The sequence below is a fragment of the Sediminispirochaeta bajacaliforniensis DSM 16054 genome (assembly GCF_000378205.1).
GTDB classification, from domain to species: Bacteria; Spirochaetota; Spirochaetia; order DSM-16054; family Sediminispirochaetaceae; genus Sediminispirochaeta; species Sediminispirochaeta bajacaliforniensis.
Genome location: NZ_KB899442.1, coordinates 1 through 19357 on the forward strand (window position 1 = coordinate 1; position 19357 = coordinate 19357).

Below are 19357 nucleotides of genomic sequence, written 5' to 3' on the forward strand. Positions count from 1 at the left end.
CACATAATCAAACGGAGGTCTTCCTCCAGGTCCTTTTGCTTCTTTACGAAAGGCGTTCTTGAGAATCGGACGAAACATTTCCCAATCGATGTATTCATCCAACTTCCGAAGCGGGTCTCCCTGTTTGCTGATTTCTTCCAAACGAAAATCTTCATCAAAAAAGCCTTTTTGTTGTGCCATCTTTCCTCCTCCTGTAAGGAGAATATCAACAATTACAAAATTTAGGAAATCCCTCTAGTTTTTAGAGGTGCCCTATTATTATTCTGGTGAAAACGCTTATTTGCAGGTTACGAAGACACAATATGCGAATGCTCGTATTTTTGGGATTCGTGTATTTGTTGGCGATGTTGAGTGGATAACTAGTGACTCGACCAAAGGTCATGATAGGGATGGCACATGGACAATGCCCCTTTCGAATTTATCGCCGAATTTAATTAATGACGTACCGCTACTAATACAAATCGAAATACAGGATCTGAAAAAAGGCAATAAATGGCATCGGCTAACAATAAATACTACCCACATCTACCGTGACACCATTCCTCCTGAATTCGCTCCATTAGATGTTAGTCACCTGCCGCAGGAATCCGGGGGAGAGCTGAATCCCGCTGATTGGTATACGGATGAGCATGGAAGAGAGTGGAATCGTATCGGTGTGAGTGTGAGTGCCGGGGCGAGTGATGATGGCGCTGGCATCGACGAGGATAGCTATCAATACAAGATCGACGAGGGAGCGTGGCTTGCCTGTTCTGAGAACCAGGAAATAGAGATCCGAGAGAGCGGGATCCACACCGTAACCTTTAAGGTTTCCGACCAAGTAGGCAATGTGGGGACCACCTCTACGGTGGTGTATATAGATAAGGATGCGCCGAATCTGAGTGTTGCAAATCCTTCATCGGGATGGTCAAAGGATGCGGTGCTGCTTGTACCTCATGTGGATGATGAGCACTCCGGTGTTGATGAGGATACGCTTCAGTATCGGATGCGCTATGGTGACCCTGATGAGATAGTGGGGCCATGGAGTGATTGTGAGAATGGAAAGGATCTCACAATCGAAAGAGATGGGCTTATCACTGTGGATTTCCAGGTTCGGGATCATGTGACAAATCAGAGTACTGCAAGCACGACGGTCAAGGTTGATAAACAGGCTCCGAGCTTTCATGTCGAGAGCTACCAGAAGTCGGATTCCGATGGTAGTTTAAGTGCCTTTGACACGGATCTTTGGTCGAACCAGACGGTGGTTCTTCGGGCGGCTGCAGAGGATCAGGCAGGCCTTTCGGGACTGGCGGAAGGCTCTTTGCAGTATAGTCTTGGCGGAACGTCTGGTCCATGGAACAACTATACGGCGGGCGATGATGTCGAGATTGCTGGTTCTGGAATCACCAATATAGCCTTCAGGGCTTTTGATGTTGCCGGAAATAGTACGGTCAAAGTGGTTCCTGTTAAAATAGACCGGGCTGCTCCAGGACTGACTGTTCAGAACATGGGGAAGGCCTTTATTCAAGATGGAACGGGCCCCGCTGCCCGATCATGGACAAATACAGATGTGGCATTATATGTGGGGGCAGTCTCTCCGTCTGCCGATAATGAAACTCCGCTGCTCCAGGTCCTTGTTGATAATGGAGAGGGTTCTGTTGCACCCCTGGCCGGGAATGCTCGTTATCGAATCAACGGCGGCACCTGGAACGACTTTACCGGAAAGGTAACGGTAAGTGGACAGGGTCGACAAAAGATCGATTTTTCTGCATCGGATGAAGCTGGCAATGAAACGAATACTTCCACGCTTTTTTATATCGACAAGCTATCGCCTGTCGTGGATATCAGTTCGTCGGGAGTGGAAGCAGGGCAGACAAGCACTTGGCAGAAAAAGCTTGTATACGAGGTGGCGGCCTTAGATGAATCGGAAGACGCTTCCTATGATCCTGATCGCTGTTCTCCGATTGATGAAGCCAGTTACAGGTGGAGTGTGAAAAAGTGGGATGGAAATGCCTACCAAGCCTGGAGGAGTGGGAACGGTCGTGCTGCAGAGGTCGAAAAGAACAATACGGCCGTGGATGGACGCTATTCTGTTACCTACACCGTTTCCGATATAGTTGGGAACAGGGGGAGCGGTACCGGCTTTGTAAAAATCGATCGAAATGGGCCCGACGCTCTTGCCTATACCGGTAACGGCTGGGTCAATACGATATCTGCTCAGGATTTCAGTGCCTCGGATGCTCCCGGAGGTAGTGGTGTTGATCCCGAATCCTGGCGCTGGAAGGAGGGGGATGAGTGGAAAGAGCTCTCCTTGCTAAGCCAAAGCCTTGAGGAGGGAATAAATGTGGTGCTGGTGAAGGTTGCCGATAAGGCCGGCAACGAAGGTGAGGAAGCAGAAGTAGCGATTCAATTTGATTCGATTCCTCCGGAAATATTTCCCGTACGAATGGATGGAGATGAGCGAAAAACACTTGAGGTAAAACCGACAACCGGCTATTACAATGATTCGCCTTTTCTTTTCACGGCCGAGGTAAGCGACCCTATTCCGGCATCAGGGAAACATTCGGGTGTAGCGGCCCTTTCGTATCGTCAGAACGGAACGCTTCAGGATTGGGATGGAAGTCTGCTCGAAATTGATGCGGAAGGCAGCTACGACGTTGTGTTCTATGCAGAAGATGGGGCGGGGAATACCAGCTCGGCGGAGGTGCTATGTGTTATTGACCGGAGCGATCCTGTGCTCTCCTACAGCGGCTTACCTGGTGGTATATCAGAAATTTCAGGATGGACAGATGCCGCATCGGTAGTAGTGAGCGCAGTCTGCAATGACGGTTCGCTTTTGCAGGAGGAGAGCTACGCATATTCCCTCGACGGCGGTCTGAATTGGACGGCCTACACCCCTTCCGGTGGTGTAGAGGTCGTGGATGAGGGTATTACGTCGATCTGGTTTAGCGTCTCCGACCTGGCAGGAAATACTGGAAATCTTAAGGCCGAGGTGAAGATCGACAGAAGCGGGCCTCGGGTAACGGCTGGAAAGGTGAGCAGGTTCCTTAATGGAGACGGAAATCTCATTGTCGAAGGCCTTGCCGCCGACGACGGAGTTGGTGTCGGACTTGCAAGTAGTATCTCATACGAATATTCCATCGACGGTTCTTCCTATATACCCCTGGCTGAGGATGGAAGGATAGCACTTGATAAGGATGAGTTAAGCGAAGGGCTTCATACCATCCTCATCAGCGGGCAAGATCTACTCGGAAATAAGAGTCGTGATAATGCTTCTGCTGCCACGGATCTCTGGACAGGAAGCTTTGCCGTTGATAAGAGTGCACCAACCCTTACTGGAATAAAGGTCAGCGAGGATATAGGGGGAGGAGAAAAGCGATATCTGGAAGCGTATGAGTATGCCTTATCCGACTATGTTGATATCGAGATAACGGGAGAGGATTATTATCTGCATTCCGGAGGTAAAAAAGCAGAAGGTGAGCTTGTCGGATTTGATTATTACCTGTCGAATGAGCCCGTCGACCCTGATAATGGAGATTTTCATGAGGAACAGAAAGGACTTTCTCTTGAGGACCTCAAGGTCGATACAGGCCCGAACTATCTCTATCTCAGGCTGATTGATGCGGGAGGAAACCGGAGCCTTCCTGCTGAGCGGATCATTCGTCACGATAACGGCCTTCCCGCGACGCCGAAAATAGAGGGACTTACCCATCCGGAGGCAAAGCTTGTCACCGATGCGGCTCCCTTTGACCATGCGACGTTCCGGATCATTGCACCTGAGGAATCTGTCAGCGGTTTGAGCGGCTTTGCCTACACACTTTCGGTTGGTGCCGGAACGGACTGGAGGCTTCTGAGAGGGGGAGAAATCGACGCTTCGGGAGAAAATATTGAATGCACCGAACTTGAGGATAATGAGGTAGGTGAATTCTATCTTCTTACGGTGCGTTCTGTTGGGGGAAACGGCCGTGAGAGCGGGGCGGCGGAATATCAATTTCGCGTAGATACCTCTCCCCCGGAACACTTGCGGGTCTATGCACAGCCGCAAAGCAATCCTGTGCAGTGGTACAATCAGCAGCGCAGCACGATTGGATGGGATACGCCGGTGGATATGACGGGCGTGAGGCGGATTTACTACCGGATAGCAACGACAGAGATTGTGCTGCCTGAGGATGATGAGACTTTGGAAGCGATGGATCTATCCTCCTGGAATACCACCACGGACGATACCATCCTGCTATCCCTTGGCGACCTATCCGAAGAACCTTCAGGGGCTTGCTACATAGCGCTTGTGGCAGAGGATTATGCCGGTAACCGCGATGGATCGGCGACCTCCTTTTTCTACGATCTTGGACTTCCCACTTTTGGTGACAGCGGTGAAGATGCTGAGGTGCAGCTTATCGACAGTGATGCGCAGCTTCGAAAAGCAACCATCGCCTGGTCGGCCGGAATTGACGATGGAGATATTGTTCGCGAGCATGTAAAGCTTGCCGCTTTACATGCGGAATCAGGAACCCTTACGACACTATCCCAGTGGACTTTGTGCAATGAACCCAAGTACACCTTTTACGGTCTTTCCGACACTGTTACCTATATTGCATCCGTGCGTCTGAGTGACAGAGCGGGCAATAGTGTACAGAAGTCCTGTGTTTTTACCCTTGACGGAGAGATGACGGAACTTGATATTCCCATACCCTTTCGACACAACTATGACGGTTTTGTGGTAGAAGGCACCCAGATGAGCCACAGCGGAGGTGTCGATGCACATCTATTGTTGCCGGAAAATATCATCCTGTGTTCGTCTGCTACAGGAGAGAGATTTTCCGAAGTGACATTGACAGATGCCGATCTTGAAAATGGGCTATACGCCAGTGATCCCTCTACTCTGTTTTCTTTTATCGCCAACGGTTTCGTTTTCCAGGTAAACGGACTTCATTTCTCGGAAGAGGAGGGGCTCTCTTTCGATACTGCGGAATACCGGCGGGAAGAATTGATCGATGGTGAACAACAGGAAGTCTCCTACGATTACGGTCCTATTGTCGTCAGCTTTCCTCCTTTGACATCCATCCTCTCTTCCGGCACTTATGCACATGGACAGGCTGGCTATCATTTTGAAAATGAAAGCTGGAGTTTCGACGATATCCATACAACAAGGATGGGGGGGGGCTATCGGTGGCTTGACAGTGGTACGCTTTCGACCCTTTTCCTTGAACATCGGGGTGTGATGCTCTTTGAGGAAACAAGCGATGGCTTGCCGGTCTATGCGCTTCCGGTGAAAGCAGCCGCTGTAGACAGCAGTGATACCGTTCAAGCGGGAACAATCGATCACGCTTTTTTTCTGCAGCCCATTGGTGGTGATGGGGTAAAACTTCGAGTTGAGAGTGCAAAAATAAAAGAAGATCGTATTATCATTCTCAAGTCGTTTCTCCTTTTGCCTGCGGGCTATGAGCCGCGGGAAGTGGTGGTGGAGAATTACGCCGTCACCTCGGAAGGAAAAATCGATGCCGATTCCTATCCGGATTTTCGGAGTGGTGGATTCCAGTTTGAAAGTAATGAACAGTCGGCTACCTACCGTTTCGGAGAAAACAGTCTTCGCTTTATCGATGGTGTACTCTATGCTCAAAACGGTCATGTCGACATAGCTCGGGGCGATGGGACTACCCTTAGCTATGAAATAAGTCGGCTTGCAATGGGAAATGACGGAGCGGATTGGCGGTTCGATGCACCGGTATCGGGGGGTGTTTCTTTCACCATTCACGATTATCTGATTGAAAGCGAGCATGCTGTATTGACCGAAACCGGTATGCTGCTTAAGCAGGCCGATATTGTCAACATTCCGCCAGCCTTCGGCGGTGGAAGCTGGCGCATAGAAAACCTTGGTATCCGCTTAACCGATGAAAGCATCTATCGGGCGGGAGTCTCGGAGGAAGAGATTGGATTTCTTTCCCCGGAAGGCGGCTATCAAGGAGAGGTGTATCTTCAGGGGCTTTCGCTTACGGATGAAGGCCTTTTCGCACCGGCGATCGACCTGGTAAGTCCCGATGGCATTGGACCAAAACGAATTCGTTTTGAAAAAATAGCCTTGGTACTCTCCGGTGATAGTGCTGGAGGCGGCTATATGGGGACGGGAACACTTGCTCCGGGGCTGGAACGCCTTGTTGTCGGAAATTATTCCTGCGAAGTTTCCGATGTAGGCTTCACCGGTACGGCAGTTACGGTTGGATCGCTGTCTGTTCCCTTACCGGAAGAGGTCGAACAGGTGGAAACAAAGCTGTCCAACCTGATATATGGCGGCGAGGGAATTCGGCGCGCTGCAACGGGGAATGAGGTCCTCAATTTTTCAAGCAGCGGATGGAATTTCTTTCTCACACAACTGGAACTTAATGAGGAAGGCCTTGGCGGCGACGCCGCGCTGGTGCTGCCTGAGGGGCTCGGCGGAGAACCTGGCTTTTACCCTGATTTTCGGCTTTTTCCCTCTGGCGCATACGAAAGTGGAGAGCCTTTGACGCCACTGGCTCTTCTGTTGAATGATGTGCCGGTGACATTGACGGACAGCACGATAGAAGGTGATGAGCTGATTGCCGAAACAGCGGTGGCTACAATAGGGGTACTGGGTGAAGAACTGAAGATAGAGATCCCCGGCCTGCGCGTGAACAGTAGTGGCGATCTTATTGAATCGGGAAGCTACAGCGGCCACAGGAGTTTTATATCATCCAATAACTTTCCCGGGGAGATCGAATCTTGTGCCTTTGCGGCCAGTAAAGAACTGCATTGCAGGGGGCGGGTATCCTTTACCGATGGAATGGGAGAGGGGGCCTCTGCCGAGTATTCCGGCGATAGCTATTTCACGATTGACGGGTACGGTAATATCCTTGCCGGGGAAGGCAACAACGCTGTCGATTACCGCTACAATGGGTGGCGGATTACCGGAAGCGACTATGCATTTGATTATAATGGACTGCGCATTGGCAGAAATCTTATTACGATACCAAATACGGGTAAAAAGGCGGAGATAGGCGAACTTACTTACTATTCCGACGGTACATTGGGTTGCCGGGGATACGGACTATCCCCGGTCGATCTTCCCTTTTTCGGTGGAGAATTCTCCGGACAGGATTTTGAATTTAGCGATGAAGGATTAAGCGCCTCTGTTTTTATTCAGCTTGCTCCCGCATTAGGCGGGGAGCGTATCAACTTTCAATCGGTTACCTTCTATCCCGACGGAAGCTTTTCAAGCGATACGGTGGTTCGATCCGTCAAGTTTGAACTTGGTGGATGCACTCTCCTTTTTGAAAACCTCTTTCTGACCAAAAACGGACTTCAGATCGGAGATGTAAGCTTTACCTTGCCGCAGGCACTTGAAGCCGATCCCTTGCGGATACATGGCGTGAGAATCGACAATAACGGAAATTGGCAGATCGGCAGTATCGATCCAATCGATATATGGGGTATGACCTTCACGCTGGACGGCCTGGCATTTGAGGAAGGCATTATAGATTTCAGCGGCAGCGTACTGCTGCCGAAAAACTTGCCAGAGGGGCTCGGTGGGAAACGGCTTGCAATTAAAAGCTTCCGGATCTCTACCGGTGGAGAGCTTCTGGATCTTGACGTTTCCCTGCAAAGCACCTTTACCTTTTATCTGACCGATTCATGGAAGCTCGAAGTCGGCACACTATCGCTCGAAAAGCGTGAAGATGGTGATATTTGGCTTTTGATCAAGACAGGGCGCCTGTATTTTCCTCCCGGTTTTATTACGAAGTCGGGAAGAGTCTCGAATCTCGGCATTAATATCAGGACTGGAGCCTTTGATGTTGAGGGCATTGCCCTTGAAGCACTCGATTTCAAGTATGCCGGCTTGACATTTCGGTTTAATGAAATAGGCCTTAATCAAGATGAGTATGGCTTCGGCCTCTCCTTCAAAGGTTCTGTTGCACTTCCCAATTCCGATGCACTGCCTTCTCCGATACGGGGTAAAGTACTCACTGTAGACGCCTTTGAAATGAACGGCAAGGGAGAGGTTGTAAATATAGCTGCGTCGGCAAGCGGGGTGAACGGAACATTTTTTGATGCCCTGACTCTTCAGAATGGTACGCTCGGTTTCGGCCGTGTCGATGGTGATTTTATCATAAGGATTGGAGGAGATATCCTGTTGGGAGATATCTTTCCCTCAGGGATTGCCGGTCTGCGCATGAATGATGCGGAGATAGGATTTACTATCAATACCTGGGAACTGCTCTCCATCAATGCTGTTTCAACGCCAAAAGATATTTCACTATTTGGGGTGACAACGATAGCCGATGCGCAACTTGCGATCCACAAAGGCGAAGGAGCGAATAGTTTTTCACTGGGACTTTTGTCCGGACATTTAAAACTTCCCGATGGCCTTCCAGACTATCTGGCGGGAGAAGAAATAGATATTAGCTCATTCATCATCAACTCGGAAGGAAAACTTGAAAGCTTTGCATCTTCGTTTTCGGTACCGGAACGAAAGACACTTTTCGGCGGGGTGAAGGCTGAAGGGACAAACTTGTCTGCAGTGTACGATAAGGTAAATGACCGGATTGTCTTTGATCTCGGAGGAACCCTTATACTTGATTCTTCTTTTCCTGTGGGGATAGCCGGAACCTCTTGTGCTATAAAAACCTTGCGGTTTGATTCCGATGGAAATATCGAAACCATCGATGTTCGTGCCGATATCGTTGATCAAAAACTTTTCGGTACCATGCCGATAGCGGATGGGGCCGTTGCGCTCAAAAAGGATGCAGACTCCAACAGCCTGGTTACCTCGGTTTCCGGAACACTATCGCTTCCCGTCAGCTTTCCCGGTGGCCTATCGGGACTGCCTGTAGCAATTAGACAATTCTCCATTGATTCAAACGGAATAATTACAGCGCTTGATATACGGGTCGATGATCTTGATACGGAACTTTTCGGTGGGGCTTCTCTTTCTGCCTGCAGTCTGCGGGCCAGAAATGGATCAGATAATGAAATTCTCTTTGATATAAGCGGGAAAATTCTTCTGCCTTCTGCTTTGACGTCGGTATTGGGAGGCCTTGGGTCTGTAGATATTGAAACCCTAACGCTTTCAAGCCGGAAGGGCATTACCGATTTTAAGGCCGGAATCGGCAACAAGATCGAATTCGACTTATTTGCCGGAATCACTGCATCCAGCGATGCACTCTACTTTAATGAAAATGGTGTCTCGTTGGCCGGGACCCTGCGCTTTCCCGACAACTTTTATGAGGGCCTTGCAGGGGTAACCATCGAACTGAAATCCCTTGATCTTGACTGGGACGGATCGATATCGAACATAGAAGCCGGGCTCAGGAAGGTGAATATTGAACTTCTTGGTATGCCGTTGGAGATGCGTGATATCGTTTTTGATGACGATGGTATCGGCATAGACTCGGCAGTTATAACCCTTCCGGCAATTTTGGGCTACAAGGATTTCGGCCTTAGGAATGTGCGTATCGACAGGAACGGACAGTTTCACGGGGATTTCATTGTTCCGGATATGGAGTTCGATGTAGCGGGATTTACGTTACTCCTTATCGATCCTTATCTTGATTTTGAGCATAAGGCGATCTGCTTTTCGAAAACACGCTTGATTACCCCGGCAATTGTAGGGGGATCTACCCTCGACATAAACGATGTTTCTATTGGAAGCGAAGGATTCCGGTTCAGTGGGATTGGTTTTGGCCTGCCTGAGTTTACGATTGCAGGGGGATTGAGCTTTAGTCTTTCTGCAGACTTTGCCATAAACGACGGTGAATACTACATTGCCGCCGAAGGGCTGGCACGTATTCCCGGTCTTGGTGCTTTGGATGCCATAGCCTCTTTTACCAATGTGTCCCATACCTATCCCTGGGGATTGAAACGGGCATATTTCTCCTTTGAATCGGACGCACTCGGAATACCCTTGGGGCCCACGGGTTTGTTTATGAACGGTATCGGAGGAGGTCTTGCCTTTGGCCCTCCCGATGAGCTTCCCCCCGATATTAGACCCTATTTCGATGAGGGAACAAGAATCCAGATTCACGTATCTATGATCGACGGTTCAGGTGGAAACATCCTTAGAGGTTCAACTGATGTCTGGCTTGATATCTCCAACTGGGAAATCGCTTTGGAGGGGAATGCCCATGTTTTGCATGGGATGATACATTCCGAGCTCCTTGCGGCGATAACTAACGATGTACTGTATGGAAGCATTGAGGTTGAGTTGAAGTTTGTAGATGGGCGTGTGGAGCTTTGGATCTATAAGGACGGGAAAAAGACCAAAATTGCAGGACAAGGAGAAGTTAAATTTGGTCTGCGAAAGGGATGTATTCACGATGGATGGTTTGTAGACATTCCATGGAAAAGTTTTTGGATTAAGACTGGGGCAATGTTCGGGGAATTCACCAATGGAAAAAGCGGTATTTGCGGATACGTCCATGTTCCTTTATTTGGCAATATCGGCGCCTTTGTCTCCCATTCCGGGAAGTTACATCTCGGTAGTGTTTCCAGTTACGACCTGGACGTTCCAAGGGCAAGGATGGATGCCAGGCTTTTGGATGTTAATGGCCTTAATGTGGGAGGCCAGTTTGAAAATAGTCTGCTACAGTCCGGAGCTTCAAAGCGAAGAGACGATTCTGTCTATTACTATGATCGCAGCAGGTGGAGCGGGGCGAGCCCTGTCTACAGTTTCTCGGTACCGGGGAAAGCGGCTGTCGGTCCGCTGACACGAAGTCTTTCGACAAGCAGCCAGACGGTCACCGTGGAGAAAGTAGCAAAAATTATCTTTGCCGTAGGCTATAAAGAGGGAAATCCATCCATCCGGGCAATAAGTCCATCGGGACGGAGTTTCATGGAAGGTAGCGAGGGCGTTGAGGCCATGCATGTCGACAATGGTTACCTGATGGCGATCAGTGATCCTGAAGCTGGCCGGTGGAGCATCGAGATCGAAGGTTTGGCAGAAAGCGCCCCCTACACGGTGGATGTTTTAGGCACAACTGCAGCACCCGAGATTGAAGTGGTAAATCCCGAACGGAGGGGAGTACGTGTCGATAGCGAGATTATAATTGAGGGAAGTGCATATGGGTATGCCGGAAAGGTCCCGACAGTTCAGATCTTTTTCGGGAACGAGGAAAACGGAAGTAAACGTGCAGTAACGGAAGCCGTGGCATCTCCGAACGGCAGTTTTCGTATCAGCGTCGATACCTCGACTCTTCCCGAGGGAGAGTATACGGTCTCGGCTCAGGTAAACGACGGTAGTGATATTCCTGTATCGGCGAATGCCGAAGGGACAATTGTGGTCGATCATCCGGATGCGCGACCTGAAAGGGTGACGGACCTGATCGTTGCCTATAAAGATGAAACTAGTGCGGAACTTGCTTTCAGCGATCCTGCCGAAGGGCTGTCTCAGGGATATATCGTCTACCTGACGGCAAGCGACGGAACAAGCCGAAGCTACAATATAGGTGCCTTGAATAGCTGGACCCTTGCCCGCATGCAGATGGGAGAAAGCTATGAAGTGGCCGTGGCTGCGTACAATGGGGATGGGGAGGAAGGCCCCGTCCGCGAGGTTTCCTACCGCCACAGGGCAGGGAATGATCCTTACAACAGGCCGGAGATCGCTAAGGAAACAAGCTCCTTGCGTCTTGTCCGCGGAGAACCTGCGGAGCTGTCGGTGGCCTATGAGGTCGTGCAGAAGAAGATTACCGGGAGTGCTCAGGATTATATGGACGTGAAGGTAACAGATGCTCCTGATTGGTTCTTTCTTGCCAAGGGGCAGGATAGTTGTAACCTGAGCGATGGAGACGGCAGTATATCCTTCAATGTTGCGACTCTTCCCGTTACTAAAGAGGACGGAAGTGTGGTGGAATATCCGGCTCCCGGCCACTACGAGGCCACTCTACGGTTTGCAAATATGGGAAACAGGGAGCTTTTCGATGAGATAGGCTTGGGAATCGACGTTGTCTACCCCCAGCCTGAGATTATCGATGTCGAACCGGCCTCCTTCCATACCCAGGACGGCGCCCTGTTGGCAGTAAGCGGCCGTAATTTTCTCGAAGGAAGCCGGATTTTCCTGAACGATGATGAGATTATTCCTGCATCGCTTACGGAACACCAATGCAAAATAGCTATTGCTCCCGGAATGGAACCTGGGGAATATAATCTGAGCATAGAGGGCCCCGGAGGAGATCGTGTTTCCCAGAGCCTGACCATTGTGGGACCCTCCTATCGGGTGAAGGTGTATAAGAGCATAAGTGAGGTAAACGCCGGTGAGAAGGACCGCTACTTCCTGGAGCTTGTCGGTGAAGATCGTTTCGACGGGCTTGCATATTTTTCGGTAAAAGAGGCCAGCGAGGGACTTTCTGTACATCTTCTGTCGCCGTCTGTTGCGGCAGGTGAGATATGTGTAGTGGAAGTAGATGCTGCCGCGGGACTTGCAGCATTACGGGGTTCCTTTGTTCTTGAAAGTGACCAGGGAGATCTCATCAGTTTCGACGAGAATGTGACAGAAGGTGAGATAGATCCGCTTTTGTCCTGCATCGCTCCGGGCGCCCTGCTTGCGGGCGAATCGTTCTCAATCTATGGAAACGGATTTGGCAGTGAACGGGGCTCGGTTACCCTGAACGGAGAGGCCCTGAATATAGAGCAGTGGAGCGACGACCGAATTGTGGTGACGACGGGTGCTTCGGCAGTTAGCGGAACAGTAGTGGTGGATCTTGCCGGAAAAGAACTCGATGCGGGTACTCTCCAGATCAAAGATACCGGTTTTAGTTTATATCCCGAAATGGCGCAGCTCCGTCTTCAGCCCGGCGATAGTGCATCGTTTATCTGGGCGGTCCAGGGCGTTGCCATTCCCGTGGAACTTGAGCCTTTCTCGGCGGAAGCAAAACTTAGCGTTACCCTGGACAAGAGTAGCGTAACCCCCAATGGTGCGGTGAACATGACTATTACCGCAGAGCCGGGGATCAAAAACGGAAGATATCAGGTCGAACTCTCCGGAAACAGCCGTCTTACCGAATCAAGCAAGAGTGTTGAGGTTATCATCGGCGATGGATTTGAGATAGAAACCACATCTCTTCCAGACGGTCTTATTGACGGAGAATATTCGGCGCAGTTGAGCCACAAGAATAACGACGGCGAGGTATCCTACAGCTGCAGCGACGGGCGTTTGCCTTACGGGCTGATGCTTAAACGTGACGGTCGCATCGTCGGCGTTCCCTCCGAGCGGGGGAGCGAGAGCTTTACCGTAACCGCAGAGGACGCCGGTGGCCATAGCGACAGCAGGGAATACAGCATAACGATTACGGAAAACGTCTGGGGCAGGGCCGAAAAGGATAGCGGTCGAAGGCGCTATATCCCCATCGAGGGACCTGCGGAAGCGGTCGTGAAATGGAAGAGCCAGGCCGGTAAGGGTGCCGATGCCATGATAGCCGGATCAGATCGGCTTTTTGTCCGGGAAGAAGGGCGTTTGCGTGGAGTTGAAATCGACAACGGAAGAACCATCTTTACCCGCAATGAATCGCTGATAAAGATGGTGTATCAGAGCGGCATGCTTTACATCCTTTCGGACGAAGGGCTCTTCTCAGCGGTGGAAAGTTCCTACGGCAACACCGTATGGCAGCGGGAGGAGATCGAAAATTTCACCCTCTCGGGGACGAAATTGGTGCTCTGGAGCGGGGATAAACGACTCGAGATTCAAATTGGTGACGATGCCGAGACAATAGGCGGAACCGTATCCGCCATAGAAGAGGAGACCGACCAGGCTGCTGCCAAAGGCGTTCTCTTCTGGAAGGATGAACAACTCTGCCGCCTTAATGGACGAGAGATCATGAAGGCAACCGAAGATGGATGGGAGAGTATCTATACCCACGATACGGATATCTTCGATGTTGCCGTTTCGCCAGCGGACGGAAGTGACGGCTCTGGACTTGTCCTTATTGCAGATACCGGGGGCAAGCTGACCGCAACTGATGGTAGTTTTCAGCGGCTCTGGAGTACCTATACCGGCATGAACGAAGGATCACTGATACTTGGGCAGAATCGGGCAGGCATCTATGCTTCTGATAAAGTGGTGCTTTACGATGTGAAGACGGGTTCCGAGGTAGTCAGGCGCTTTCTCAATGTTCGTGATGCCGCTCTTTGCCGGGAAAAGCTTTACATCGCCACCGATAACGATGTGCGTTGCCTCAATCTCTACAGTGGAAACGAGATCTTTACCTTAGACAAGCAGGCCGGGGATATTATCGTGAGCAACAACAGTCTCTTTTTCCTTGGCCAGGATGGTGAGCTTATGCGATATCAGGGTAGGACGAATGTTTATCCCCCCGAGACGACGATTATGCTCAGTCCTGCAAGCCCCGACGGAACCAACGGCTGGTACAAGGGCCCGGTTGACCTTGCCATCAGGTGTGAAGATGCAGAGACCTATCCGGCGGATATCTCCTACACCTTTGATGGAAGGGAGTGGAATAGCTATACCGCTCCTTTCCGGCTTCCTCAGGGCGTTTTCGGCATCAGGGCTTATGGAACCGACTCATATGGATACCAGGGGGCGGAAGATGTGGTGAACCTCCGGATCGACAGCGAGCCGCCGACGACTGTTCACGCCTTTGAAGGCAAACAGAATTCGTCGGGCTGGTTTACCGGAGCAGTGAAGGTGAGTCTTGAGGCTTCCGATGGTCTGTCCGGGATCCAGAGAACCGAGTATCGCTTAAACGGTGGGGAATGGATGAGCTATGCCGGGCCTTTTACCCTTGGAACGGAAAATGACTATCTGCTGGAGTATCGTTCCGTGGACAGGGCCGGAGGCCTTGAAACGACGACAAGCATCGAATGTCCGGTGGATCTCTACGAACCCGAGACAAACATTCGGTTTACAACAGAACCGGGACTTGGCCTTGTTTATCTGTCTGCTACAGATAGTCAGAGCGGTGTGGATAGAGTCGAATACCGCATCGACGGGGGAGAGAGCAGGATCTATGCATCGCCCCTGGTTATTGAAGCAAGCGGCAGCTATGAGATCAGCTACCGAAGCATCGACAAGGCCGGACGGGAAGAGGCGTGGAAGAGCGAAGAGCTGGTGGTACCTGCTTATGGTGCGGAGAATTTAATTCTGAATCTGCACTTTGCCTATTACAGCCCTGGACGGGAAGTGGTGGAGAATATCCAGGAAGGCCAGGCGATTTATAGCCCTTCCTATATGCCGTTTAACCGCTTTAGTTTCCTGCCCGACTACCTAAAGGGCAGTTTGATGATACGGACGAACCTTACCGATCGCTTTTCCGGTACCTATTTGGGTGAGTTTACCGCAGGCAGCGATATGGATCTCTTTATCTTAAGAGATGCGAGGTCTCATCGATCCCTTCCTAATATGGAACTGGTGGAAGAGGCCGTTACCATTGGAAACCGCTTCTACTTTCCTCGTGGTGCTGATATATACCGGCACCATTATAGAAAGGGAGAGCGGGTTGTGCTTCCCGGAACAGGGGACCGAAGGGCCGACGGTTTGCTCTACTTTGTCCGCCCCGGCAGGGACAAAACCGTGAGGATTTTAAGTCCCATGGCAGAAGCCCTCCTCTATCCCCTGGAGCGTATCGACTATCATTGCCACTATTTTGGTGATGATGCGCGTGGCTACCGCTGGTTTGTAAGGATCGACGATGGAAGCTGGCAGCAGCTGAGAACGGACAGCGACGGCTCTTATACCATCGATTATACGGAGAAGCAGGCAGTTTTAGGCCTGCGAGTGGAGGCTCTTGATGCCGCTGGGAAGGTACTTGCCAGTAGTGAAGAGTACTATGTAATAGAAAACCTCGGAGGCTGCCAGATCCTGTCTCCCGGACCGGGGATGGAGGTAGAGGCCGGAAGCAGACTCGAACTTGATTACCGCATAAGGAATATAGCGGGAGATGAGGCGGATCTTGAACAGCAGTGGTTTGCAAGCCGTGACGGCACAGACTGGCAATCGCTTAGTCTGGATCACGAGAACGGCTTTCGTGTGCCGGAGAAACAAGGCCCATTGTACCTTCGCAGCCGCACCTTGCTGGCTGAGGGGCACTGGAAAGAATGTCAGATCCGCATAGAGGTGGTCCAGGAGATCGGGGCCATCACCATAGGCTTTGGAGACCGAATGTATCCCGGTGCCAAGAGCCTTGGGGAGCCCTTTGGCCCGAGGGTCGGGGGCCTGGAGTATGGCTTCAGTTGTGATCATTCGGAGCGTATGGGTTCGTATCGTGTGCTTGATTCCTCGCGGCCCTGGGACCATGGCGGGGGATGGCAACATAATTGGGGCTTACCGAAGATCCAGCGGCACGGTTTTATCCGCCTGAAGGGGGGAGAGCGCTTCCTCTGGCAGTTATCCGCGAAAAGACGCTATCTGGTCAGGATCAAAACAGGTCCGATCGGCAGGAGAGATCGTGCCGGCATATCGATCGGCGGGGTGAACTTTGATCTGGAGCGGAGATGGAACTCGGGGGAACTCTACCTGCTGGAATGTGAGGTGGAAACATCCGACGGAATCCTCGAAATACGCGCCACCGATGGATTTCCGATAGAGTCGGTGGAAATCCAGGCGCTGAGAGAGGGGGATCCTCCGGTTTCCCAGACGATAGATCGGCGTGAAGAAGTAGTCATCGGCGGTGCGCCCTGGCTTTCATGGTAGAAGGGAGATAAAAAGCACATGAAAAAAATATGGACAATCATGCTATGGATGGTACTATGCACGGCCCCGCTCTTTGCCTTTGGGCAAAAGGAAATTCCCGAGGGACAGAAGCTTGAAGCGGCGACAGAAGGGGAAGGTATGCCCTTCGACCTCTATTACACCCTCGAACCGGGTAGGGTGAAACTTGCCTGGGAATGGACCGAGGGGATACGCTATGCCTTTTACGTGGTAAATGATGAAGCATGCCGGAGTGTGGACAGCGACCGTTTTGAGGATGTGAGTGAAGCAGCCGAAAAGATCTATCCTTCGCTCTCGGCCTCAAAGAGTACGGAGGCCAAAAGTCCGTCGGGAATCGAAAACCTCTTTGTCGATAGCGGGAGCTACCAGGATGGGCTTCTGGATACCTTGAACCAGAGCGAGCGGGACATGCTTTCTTACAATAAAAGCATGGCAGAGATCGAATTCCTTTATGAAGCAGCTAGTGGCGACAGCTTCCGTCTCTTCCTTTTGAAAGCAAACGGAGGCTTTTACGAGGTACGTTTTGATCTTTCAGGGGGCTATTTTGCGGGAGAGCGGGAATATATCACCACGGGAACGGGCGATACGGCCAACAAAGTACGGCAGCTTGCCTTCCTGTCGACCTTTTTCGGCAGCGAGCAAAATGAGTTTCTCAATGTGGCTGCCGATAGTTTTGACTTTACAAGTACTGAATTGACAAATGCACGTGTCCAAATCGGGGCGCTCGAGAATCTGAAGGATCTTCAGAACGCCTTTCGCGTGGCATTTCTGGACCAGCTGCCGATAGTGGAGGAGAAGGGATCGCTTCCGTATTTTAACGTAGATGAAGTTGGGTTTGAGAAAATCTATGGAGAGCATGGGGCAGTATATCTGAAGGCCTATCTCGCCTATCTTGCAAAGAAAAACAAGCCTGTGCTCTCGAGAATGTATGAAAAAGCCTTGGGAGAAGAGAGCCGTTACAATTATCGTGATTACGAGCCATTAAGTGACGGGAAGGAACTTGCGAAGGCGGCGCTGAGATATCTGAGTTGGGGCTGTGAATATACGGTGTATCTGGACAGTCAGTTTGCCTTTGAGCCGCAAAGCGGAAACGAGGTATACAAGGAGCTGGTTAAGGACGGAAACCGGGACTGGATAGAGGCGGGGAAAAACGGAAGGAGCAGAGCGACGAACTATCTGCCGGATAGTGTAGGAACGGTGAGCCTGGATTCTGAAAGGCTCGCGGCGGAGCATGAAGGACATGAGGGCGTATTGAAAGCGCTTTTTGGCTATGAGGAGTTTACGCCCCTGAGCGGAGTGACCAGCCTTGGACTCTCTGCAGATATCCCCAGCTTTATGGCCGAGGGGGGGAATCCCCTTGCCTATACGCCCGGCGGGATCGATAGTCCGAGGACCTTCAATTACAAGCTGCACGAGCAGCACCGTGCAATGGAGTGGAAGCTGGGAGATGAGTCCTTCAGAAGCATACCGGAAAGTACGGAAGCGAAGGTAAAGAGAAGCTGGAACCTGCTTGATTTCGGCGTTGAGGGACGGTATGAGCATTATGTAAGCGGAGAAGAGGTGGAAGAAGGAAGTGAATATGAGGGAAAAGAAGTCAAGCCGTTTCTGCCAGGGTACTACCGCCTGGGGCGTGGGGAGCTTGAAGCGATAGATGGAAGGTGCGGGGTAGACGGAGCCGGGCTTGTGGCCGGAGCCCTTGCGATGACGGGGGACGGAGTGAGGTTTTGCGGACCGGACGGGGAAAAGGTGATAGAAAACCTGGACGGCTACTATGGGATGAGTGGAGAGAGAGCGGGACTGAAGGATGGGTATCCTGCGTATTATCCCGAAGAGGGGGGAAGGATAGGAGCTGGAGGGTATCGGCTGAGGCGTGAGGACCTTGAGGGAAGCACGGTTATCATCCCTGAGCTGAGGGAAGTGAAGGCGGGAGACCTGCTGGTGAGGTATGAAGAGAACGGCGAGGTTGATCTTGGGATCGTGGTAGGAGTGGGGTGGAAAGAAGGAGAGGCGCAGGGGCTTGATAATCGGGAGCTGATGGAACAGGTATGGGTGGTAACGGCGAAACGAGAGTTTGGGATGGTAAGCCTTGGGCTATGGGGTAATCCGAATGGTCGGTTTGGAGGCTTTACGGATAGGCCGGAGCGTTACCATGTCCGAAGGGTTCTGGTAAAGAAGGAAGGAGAAGGGAGCGAAGGGAAAAGGGATGGCTGGGAGCTGGCGTCCTATGACCTGTCGGGACTGAAGGTAGATGTGAGTTATGAGGGGGAGCGGTGGATACCGAACACGAAGAAGCGGGTGGAAGGGAAAGACGAGGAGGAGATGGAAGGGATCATCGTGAGCCGAATCGAGGTGAAGGGGAGCTTTGAAGGAGGGGGTAGCGCACAGGTGCTGCCGCAGAAGAGGAGAGAGGTTGAACTGCTGGGAGTGGAGGATATGTACTACGAAGCGGGGAAGGGTGCCGAAACGTATGGGAATATCTACAACAACCAGGGGAGTGGGATAGGGCTGTACAGTAAAGAGGAAGGAGGGGAAGAGCATCTGATAGCGAAGTTTGAGAGGAAGGAAGATGGGAGCTATGAGGTGGATTACGAAGGGTCGTACTATGGGGATGAAGAAGGGCTTGGAGAGGAGTGGGCGTTTCTGAGTGATGATGAAGGGAGAGTATGGCTTGAAGGAAGGAGAGGAGATGGCGCTGGAAGGATAGGGCGTTTT

2 protein-coding genes and 1 pseudogene are annotated in these 19357 nt (G+C 51.3%); 2 read left to right on the plus strand and 1 reads right to left on the minus strand.

Annotated elements, in window-relative coordinates; translation table 11 throughout:
• Positions 1–180: pseudogene (locus F459_RS0120935) on the minus strand (IS5 family transposase); the annotation flags it as partial.
• A 223-nt stretch (positions 181–403) separates the two neighbouring features.
• Between F459_RS0120935 and F459_RS0120940 the strand changes: the two are divergent.
• Positions 404–16627 (plus strand): OmpL47-type beta-barrel domain-containing protein, encoded by a 16224-nt coding sequence (locus tag F459_RS0120940; protein ID WP_154651760.1) that lies wholly within the window; start codon positions 404–406, stop codon positions 16625–16627.
• Positions 16628–16645: 18 nt separating this feature from the next.
• A partial coding sequence (locus F459_RS0120945; RefSeq protein ID WP_026295142.1) for a hypothetical protein occupies positions 16646–19357 on the plus strand: 2712 nt, incomplete at its 3' end.

Excerpts from the sequence above, each read along its gene's own strand:
- F459_RS0120940 (WP_154651760.1), top strand. The coding sequence starts at position 404 with ATGCCCCTTTCGAATTTATCGCCGAATTTAATTAATGACGTACCGCTA.